6 protein-coding genes are annotated in these 6,527 nt (G+C 55.7%); 1 reads left to right on the top strand and 5 read right to left on the bottom strand.

Annotation, left to right across the window (positions count from 1 at the left end; all coding sequences use genetic code 11):
* Positions 1-75 precede the first annotated feature (75 nt).
* The 5 genes from F1379_RS07680 to F1379_RS07660 form a co-directional block, all read right to left on the bottom strand.
* Entirely contained in the window at positions 76-1,455 is a 1,380-nt protein-coding gene (locus F1379_RS07680) for a sensor histidine kinase (protein ID WP_150268102.1), read from the bottom strand.
* Positions 1,452-2,150 (bottom strand): response regulator transcription factor, encoded by a 699-nt coding sequence (locus F1379_RS07675; RefSeq protein WP_150268100.1) that lies wholly within the window; start codon positions 2,148-2,150, stop codon positions 1,452-1,454. The genes F1379_RS07680 and F1379_RS07675 overlap by 4 nt, the downstream gene beginning before the upstream one ends.
* Entirely contained in the window at positions 2,143-3,429 is a 1,287-nt protein-coding gene (locus F1379_RS07670; protein WP_150268098.1) for a hypothetical protein, read from the bottom strand. Before F1379_RS07670 ends, F1379_RS07675 begins: the two co-directional genes overlap by 8 nt.
* 38 nt (positions 3,430-3,467) lie before the next feature.
* Positions 3,468-4,193 (bottom strand): phosphonate ABC transporter ATP-binding protein, encoded by a 726-nt coding sequence (locus tag F1379_RS07665; protein ID WP_150268095.1) that lies wholly within the window; start codon positions 4,191-4,193, stop codon positions 3,468-3,470.
* Between the two features lie 90 nt (positions 4,194-4,283).
* Positions 4,284-5,411 carry an MFS transporter gene (locus F1379_RS07660; protein ID WP_150268144.1) on the bottom strand — a complete coding sequence of 376 codons (1,128 nt, stop codon included), beginning with the start codon at positions 5,409-5,411 and terminating at the stop codon, positions 4,284-4,286.
* A 185-nt stretch (positions 5,412-5,596) separates the two neighbouring features.
* On the opposite strand from F1379_RS07660, the gene F1379_RS07655 reads away from it, so the two are divergent.
* On the top strand, positions 5,597-6,520 hold the full coding sequence (locus tag F1379_RS07655; protein ID WP_150268093.1) for an ArsR/SmtB family transcription factor: 924 nt from the start codon (positions 5,597-5,599) through the stop codon (positions 6,518-6,520).
* The last annotated feature ends 7 nt before the right edge of the window (positions 6,521-6,527 follow it).

The raw sequence follows: 6,527 nt of genomic DNA, 5'->3' as shown, positions 1-6,527 counted from the left end.
ATGGTCTTAGTGGTCAAACCCTCAGTCCCTCCACCCGCATAGCGGGTGGTTTTTTGTTTCGCGCGTTTCACGCACTCAACTGGCTAAAGCCATAATAACCGTGACCTGGGTCCCTTTGCCCAGTTCACTGTCCATCCCCAGCCTGCCGTGGTGCAGCTCTACGATCTGCTGGGAAATGGCCAGCCCGAGGCCCGTACCGCCATTGAGCGAATCCACCTGGAAGAAGCGGTCCTTGACCCGGGCCAGATGCGCCTCGCTGATGCCGATCCCGCTGTCGCTGACGGTGACAGCCATTTCGCCCGCCGTAAGCCTCTGGGCGGACAGCACAATGCTCGAATCCTCCGGCGAGAATTTCACCGCGTTATCCACCAGATTGAGGAAGACCTGCTTCAGCCGGTTAGGGTCACCCTTGATATAAATCAACTCATCACATTCCAGCACCAGACGGATCCGTTTCTTCTCCGCTTTGGCCCAGATGTTCAGAATAGTCTCTTGCAGTACGACCTTTATATCGACCAGAACGACAGACAGCTTCATCTCGTTCTGCTGCAGCTTGGAGAAGTCCAGAATCTCCTCCACCAAACCGATCAGACGGTCACTCTCCCGCGAAATAATGCTCATGCCGAGCTTCGTCTCCTCAGGATCATATCCGCCCGAAATCAGCGTCTCGCTCCACCCCTTGATGCTTGTGAGCGGCGTCCGCAACTCGTGGGAGATGGAGGAGATGAATTCATCCTTGATCTGGTTGCTGCGGATAATTTCATCGGCCATATAATTAAGTGTAGAAGCCAAATCGCCGATCTCATACCGGTAGTCCCCTTTGATGCGGGTCGTGAACTTCCCCTTGGCCATCTGTGCCGATACGGCTGTAATATTGTTAAGGGGCTTGACGATCGAGTTCGCCAGCCCTGCGCTGAAGAGCGCTACCACTGCCATAACCGCCGCACCAATGCCGATGGACACGAGCGTAAGGCTGAGCAGGCTGCTGTCGATATCCTCCATGGAGGTCAAATACCGGATCACATAGGTTTCACGGCCGAGCTGCAGCATCTTGGAGACGGCCATCACGCTTTCGTTCGTTCCCGGCTGCCGGCCTACCCAGCGTCCGACATTGCCGCCGAGTGCCTCGGGAACGTCGCTGGTCGTGATGGTGCGGTCCGGCTGAAATCCCGTGGAGGTTGTCAGGATATCGCCGTTCACATTCAGAATCTGCAGCTCCGTGTTCGTCATCCAGAAGAAATCGAGCAGCTTCTGCAGCTGATCAGGCGAATGTTCTCCTGTAAACTTATAGAAATTCTCAGCTGCATCGATCTGGATTTCAATCTTGCTGTACACACTATCGTAATAATAGGTCCGGATCGCCAGCAGGAAGATAACCTCAACGAGGAGAAGCGCCACAAAGACCACCAGAATATAGTGCAGTACAATCTGTCTGCGCATCCCCTTCTTGATCATTGTGCCTGGCCCTTCCACTTATAGCCGTGTCCCCACACGGTCTGCAGGAATTCAGGCTCGGAGGGATTGCCTTCAATCTTCTGGCGCAGCCGGCGGATGTTGACATCCACAATCTTCGGGTCGCCCATATATTCCTTGCCCCAGACATGATCCAGCAGTACGTCCCGGCTGAGCGGTGTATTCTCTTTCTCCAGGAAGAATTGTACCAATGAGAACTCGGTCGGAGTCAGTTCGATCAGCTCCCCGTTCTTCTTGAACTGCTTGGAGATCAGATCCAGCGTAAACGGGCCGGATTGGAAGGAGACCTTGGCCGACTGTTCCCGGTGTACATTGACCCGGCGCAGCAGTGACTGAATCCGGGCGATCAGTTCGGTCGGACTAAAGGGCTTGCTGACATGATCATCAGCGCCGACCGACAATGCATATACTTTGTCCTGCTCCTGTACCTTGGCCGTCAGGAAAATAATCCCGATCCGCTCATTGGTCTCCCGGATGCGTCTGCAGACTTCAAATCCGTCAATGCCGGGTACCATCACGTCCAGGAGTGCGATATCGACATCGGGCACGGTGGTCAGCTTGTGCAGCGCCTCGTTGCCGTCCGCGGCCTCCAGTACCTCGAACCCGTTGCGCTTGAGGTTAATCACGATAAAACTGCGGATGGATTCTTCATCCTCCAGAATCAAAACTTTACTCATCGATACCCTTCCTTTCAATGGGGGCGGTCATTTTGACCTTGTCTCCCCCGCTTGTGCTCTGCTCCAGTTCACCGCGGTACCCGATAAACTTATCCAAATCGCGGCCCAGCAGCTCCCAGCCGTCGTTTCTGGCCCGCTGCCATTCGCTCTCCGTGAAGAAGGATACCTCTGCTACCGTCTCCCCGGTATCGGTCATAATGAACTTCAGCGAATCATTCAGCACCGACCTTGTATCCACCGTCACCTTCTCATTCCATTCCGGCGAGATATTGATGACGAACCGGTCCGCCGGGTCCTGATACAGCTTGGCTGCAAAATCCAGTCCGTCTTTGCCGTTCCATTTGTAATAGGAATTGAAATACGGGATGGTCTCCGGATCAAAATATTCCCAGCCTTTGGGCGGCTCCAGCAATCCGATTTCGATAATGCCGTCCTTGTCGATATCCTTGCTGACAATCTTGCGGTCCTTGAAGGTCCGCGCATCGCCGGGAATGACCACACGCAGCTTATTGTTCTCCATGACCACCAGCGTCGTATAGGCCGAACGGGAGTCCACCGCGGAATCCAGTACAATACCTTCTTTGTTCTCGGCGACTTTTCCTGAGACAATATTGTAATAATTACTGAAATACGGATCAATGTCATCCAGAGAATCAAGCACCTTGAAGCCTTCATTGTATTGGTAGGTCGTGATTGAAGCGACTTCATTGCGCTTGAAATACACAATCGTAATATCCTCGATGCCGTCCTCGTTCAAATCATCCAGCAAATACTTCGTATAGGGCTGGGTCAGCACCTCATCCAGCTCGCCGCCGGAGTAGCTGTAGACCACCATCCCCTTCTCCTCGCCGCGCGAGTAGCCGGCAATGATGTTCTTCGTGCCGTCTCCCGTCACATCGCGGATATCCACAGAGTCAAGCTGCGACCCGTTCCCGTCGAACACCAGCTTCTTGACCCATTCATCCTCCTGCTTCTCCAATATCAGCCCGTGGATCAGCACGGCTTCATTCGGTGTCAGGTAGAAGACGAGTGTGTCCAGCTTGCCGTCATTATCGAAATCATCGGTAAAGATGGAGCTGTCGTTATCTCCGCTGATCGGCCGGATCAGCGAGGAGCCTGAGGGTATCCATGAATTGATCGCCGTCATCAGCGAAGCCTTGTCAGCCGAAAGATCCGGCGCCTTCATCTGCGAAACAGGGTCGCTGATGAAGGTGCAGGCCGGCAGCATGCCGAGCATCAGCAATGCCGCCGCAAGCCGCCTTACCATACGTTTATTCAACTTCATCACTCTTTCCTTGTTTCGTGATACCGCCTTAGTTATAATTTCAGACGCTCCTGTGAGGTCAGGCGACGACCTTTCACATCATACCTGATCCTTCCGTCCTCCAGCACCCACAGCCGGGTGGCATAGCGTTCAGCCAGTTCCAGAGGCAGCACTGTAATTACTGTCAGCCCCGTTTCCTTACACAGCCGGCGGAGCGACTCCAGAACCCCTTCGGCCGTACGCGGATCAAGCCCGGTCACGGGCTCATCGGCCAGAATAACCTTGGCTCCGTGCACCAGTGCCCGTGCGATAGCTACACGCTGGCGCTCGCCGCCGCTGAGCTGGCTGGTCTTCAGCTTGGCCTTGTCCAGCAGGCCTAAGGCATCCAGCTCATCCATCGCCCCCATATAATCATCGGAACGGACCATACCAGTGGCCATCCGCCAGAGCGGAGTCTGCGAGGCCTGTCCAATCAGTACGTTCTTCAGTGCCGTACGGTTCGGATTCAGCTCCGCATTCTGTTCCAGGTAAGCCCATTCCTTGCGGATCTTCTTTCTTCCGGTCCAAAAGCTCTTGTGAATATCCACGCCATCTACGCGGAAGTTTCCCCGGTCCCATTTCTGGCGCAGTGCCAGGCAGCGCAGCAGGGTTGATTTGCCGCTGCCGCTGGCACCCAGCAGCACGACGAATTCCCCCGGCTCCAATTGAAAGCCAATATCCTGCAGAATGGGAATTTTATCTTCTCCGACTGCTTTGGCTAAATGTTCGACTGTAATCATTGCTTCAGCCCTCTCCCTCTTCAACTCTACTCTATAGTGTACTCTGAAAGCGGGATCAAATTCCATGCGAGCACTCGTTCTTATTCTACCTTATATCGCTTGGCGTGGCGAGAATAATAACCCGACAAGTCCGAACACAATATATAAACCGCCCATCAGGGCAAACACGCCGCCGCTCCAGCCGAACTGCAGCAGCAGGCCGCCGATGCCCGGACCGGCAATGCTGCCAAGGCTGAAATGGAAGGAACCGACGACATTGGCGGCGGGCAGCAGATTGCGCGGCAGGATATCGGCGGCATAGCTGAGCCCCAGCGAGAAGAAGGAGCCGACCAGCCCGCCGGCAATCATCAGCAGCGCAAGCGTAAGCATGAAATGGTCCCCGGCCAGCGGCAGCAGACTGAATGCGGCGCCGCCGCCCACTCCGGACAGGATCAATATGGTCTTCCGTCCGTACCGGTCGCTCCAGATGCCCAGCGGCAGCTGCAGCAGGAGACCGCCGATGCCGGCGAACGGCAGCAGCGTCGCGATCTGGTCAGTGCTGTAACCGATCCGCAGGCCATAGACAGGGAAATTACTGTTCAGACTTGCTTCCATGTAACCGTACAGCAGTGCCGGTATGAGTGCGTACCAGGCCAGGCTGTAGCAGCGGCCAAACCGGCGGGCCTGGTTCTCTGCATGCTCCACCTGATCCGGACGGGAATCCGGCAGCTTCCAGGCGACCAGGGCCAGGACCAGCGCGAACAGCAAGGCGATTACGAGGAAGGGCGCGGCTTCGCCGAAGCGGAGCAGGCTCAGGCCGAGCGGTCCCAGGCTGAAGCCCAGGCCATAGGACATCCCGTACAGCGAAATGTTGCGTCCGCGGTGTTCCGCAGGCGCCATCAGCAGTACCCACAGCTGGGCCGCATAGTTAATCGCCGAATCGCCGATGCCCACTAGCAGCCGCAGGACGAACCAGGCGCCGATTCCGGGTAACAGCGGGAACAGGATCAACGCCACCAGCACCAGGCTCAGTCCGCTGGCTATCAGCTTCTTGAAGCCGATGGCACCAAGCACCCGCTCTGCGACCAGCGTCATGGCGAAGGAGCCTACATACAGTGCCGCAGCATTCAAGCCGTTCAGCGACGAGGAGACGCCTTTTTGCTCCAATAGAATGGAGAGAACCGGCAGCAGCAGCCCCTGGCTGAGCCCCGCGGCGATAATTGTAGTAATTATAATCATATAATGCAGTTTTCCGTTAGTAGCGGCCGAAGCCGGATGTTGGTCTGACACAGATGAATCCTCCTATGTATGAATGCTGAAGTTATCGTACGCCGATTCCACAAACACCGAACATTATAGTGGACAAGCCTCTTTGAAACAAGAGATAATATATAGAAGTGACGGATTCCGGGAGGTCATGTTTCATGAGCTATGAGCTGAAAATCGATGTTTCGCCTGTTTATGAGCTGCTGGACAGCTTTATGCTATATGTTACGAAAAAGTGGATTTCCAATCTTGATATCGGCACCGACTGGGTACGCGACCTGGACGGGCGTATTCCGCCACAGCTGGTGGCGGCGCTCCGGCAGGCGGCCGAATGGCCGTTCGGAGACTATGATGTGCTGTATGCGCTGGCCTATAAGCGCGGTTCGGCCGTAAGCGTCAACCAGTTCCTGAGCGATCTTGAGGCAGCGGCGCCGGAAGAATGCCTGGAGCGGGTTGCCCCTTATCTGCCGGAGCTGACTGTAGAGGAATGCTCGCGGATCCAGAGCGGCTACGCCCCGCTCCTCCGGCTGTGGTATGAGCAGTATTTCCGGCATGTGGAGAACAAGATTCTGCCGCTCCTGATCGAAGACGCCTCGGAGAAGAAGCTGCTGGAGAGCAAGATGGACCCCGGCGCGCTGATTGAATACGCCTCCGGCGGTGTCGTGATCGGCGATATCTCCGGCATGGAGACTGTCGTGCTGCTTCCTACCGTGCATAACCGGCCGATTAACACCTATTGCTTCTATAAATCGCTGATCATCATCCAGTACCCGGTCGATGTGCCTGCGGACAATGAAGACGAACCGCCGACCGTGCTGCTGCGTCTGACCAAAGCGCTCTCCGACCCGACGCGGCTGCGGCTGCTGCGCTACGTTGCCCATGAACCCAAGACCATTTGGGAGATGCAATATGATCTTCACCAGGCCAGCGAGATGCTGATGCATCATCTGCTCATTCTGCGCGTGGCCGGCCTCCTGCGGGTCCATCTCAGCGATGAGGGCGAAGGCAACGAACGGTTCAGCATCCGTCCCGACGGTGCATCGGAGCTGCAGATGTTCCTGGAATCATACATTCGCATTTAACCTGATA

It is taken from the genome of Paenibacillus tepidiphilus (assembly GCF_008635795.1).
GTDB lineage: Bacteria > Bacillota > Bacilli > Paenibacillales > Paenibacillaceae > Paenibacillus_AQ > Paenibacillus_AQ tepidiphilus.
Note: the sequence above shows the minus strand (reverse complement) of the source record. Positions and strands in the feature narration are given on the sequence as shown.

Bases quoted from the DNA above. Each gene is read 5' to 3' on its own strand.
- F1379_RS07680 (WP_150268102.1), bottom strand. From the start codon at position 1,455: ATGATCAAGAAGGGGATGCGCAGACAGATTGTACTGCACTATATTCTG.
- F1379_RS07675 (WP_150268100.1), bottom strand. From the start codon at position 2,150: ATGAGTAAAGTTTTGATTCTGGAGGATGAAGAATCCATCCGCAGTTTT.
- F1379_RS07665 (WP_150268095.1), bottom strand. From the start codon at position 4,193: ATGATTACAGTCGAACATTTAGCCAAAGCAGTCGGAGAAGATAAAATT.
- F1379_RS07660 (WP_150268144.1), bottom strand. From the start codon at position 5,411: ATGATTATAATTACTACAATTATCGCCGCGGGGCTCAGCCAGGGGCTG.
- F1379_RS07655 (WP_150268093.1), top strand. From the start codon at position 5,597: ATGAGCTATGAGCTGAAAATCGATGTTTCGCCTGTTTATGAGCTGCTG.